General features: G+C 47.7%; 2 protein-coding genes. One reads left to right on the forward strand and one right to left on the reverse strand.

What is annotated here, in order from left to right; genetic code table 11:
- The first annotated feature begins 123 nt into the window (after positions 1–123).
- A complete protein-coding gene (locus tag KDK19_RS09465) occupies positions 124–261 on the forward strand; it encodes a hypothetical protein (RefSeq protein WP_257254416.1) in 138 nt (45 codons plus the stop codon).
- A 10-nt stretch (positions 262–271) separates the two neighbouring features.
- On the opposite strand, the gene KDK19_RS09470 is transcribed toward KDK19_RS09465, so the two are convergent.
- Positions 272–1,281, reverse strand: a 1,010-nt coding sequence (locus tag KDK19_RS09470) for a WD40 repeat domain-containing protein (protein WP_257291823.1), incomplete at its 5' end; no start/stop codon positions are given.

Genomic DNA, 1,281 nt, shown 5'->3' on the forward strand with positions numbered 1-1,281 from the left:
TGATCGAGCTTGATCCGGTGTTGATGGGAGTGAACCACCAAAGCAGGAAAGGTTTCTTATTAAATTCATAGTTTGTTTTTCAATCGTTATTATTTCACTTTGGTGAGCAGGGATATTCAAATTTTGAGCACAAGCGACAATCCGGCAGAAAGGCAACTGGCTCAGGATATTTTTGCCCAATCAGGTAACGGCGCTTTAGGTGACTTGCCCGGAGAGGGCAAACGGTTTGCCGGGTTAATGTGGGGCCGGGCTAACGAGTGACAGCAAATAATCAGTCATCCATCCTTAGTTCAGTGATTTTCACCGTATTATTGTCGTGGATGGTCAACACATGGCCATCGGCACTGAAGATGGCTGACCTGATTCCACTGTTATCGTCGTGGATGGTCAACACATGGCCACCGGCTCTGAAGGTGGCTGACCTGATTCTACTGCGATGGGAAATGGTGGCTTTTTCTTTCCATGATCCATCGCTTAACTGGCCATAAATTTTCGCCGTTTTATCGTTTCTGGTTGTGACTATATGACGGCCATCGAGGCTAAAGGCTGCTGATTTGAAACCAGAAACATGGGAAATGGTCGCTTTTTTTTTCCAGGATCCATTGTCCATCTGGCCATAGATTTTCAACTTATTATCTCCACTGTGGATGATCACATGGCGGCTATCGGCACTAAAGGTGACGGATTTAATGCTCTCCAAATAATAGGAAATGGTCGTTTTTTTTTCCCACGATCCATCGTTCTTATGGCCATAGATTTTCGATTTTTTATCTTCACTGCGGGTGATCACACAGCGGCTATCGGGGCTAAAGGTGGCTGAGTAGACCCGATCACCATGGGAAATAGTGGTTGTTTCTTCCCATGATCCGTCGTCCTTCTTGCCGCAGATTATCGCCTTGCCATCGTTACTGGCGGTCACTAAATGGCGGTTATCGGCGCTGAATGTCGCTGATAAGACTGAACCCTCGTGGGTAATGATGGCTTTTTCTTCCCATGATCCATCGGCCTCCAGGCCATGGATTTTCGCCCGAACGAAGCTGGTGGTCACCACATGGCGGCCATCGGTGCTGAAGGTGGCTGACTTGACAGGACTATCATGGGAAATCGTGACTTTTTTCACCCATGATCCATCGTCCTGCATGCCACAGATTCTCGCCATGCTGCCTCCCATACAGACAGTCAATAAATAGCGACCATCGGCGCTGAGGGTGGCAGACTTGACAGGGCTATCATGGGAAATAATGGTTTTTTCTACCCATGACTCATCGTCTTGCTTGCCAT

The organism is Endozoicomonas sp. ONNA1 (assembly GCF_024606325.1).
GTDB lineage: Bacteria > Pseudomonadota > Gammaproteobacteria > Pseudomonadales > Endozoicomonadaceae > Endozoicomonas_A.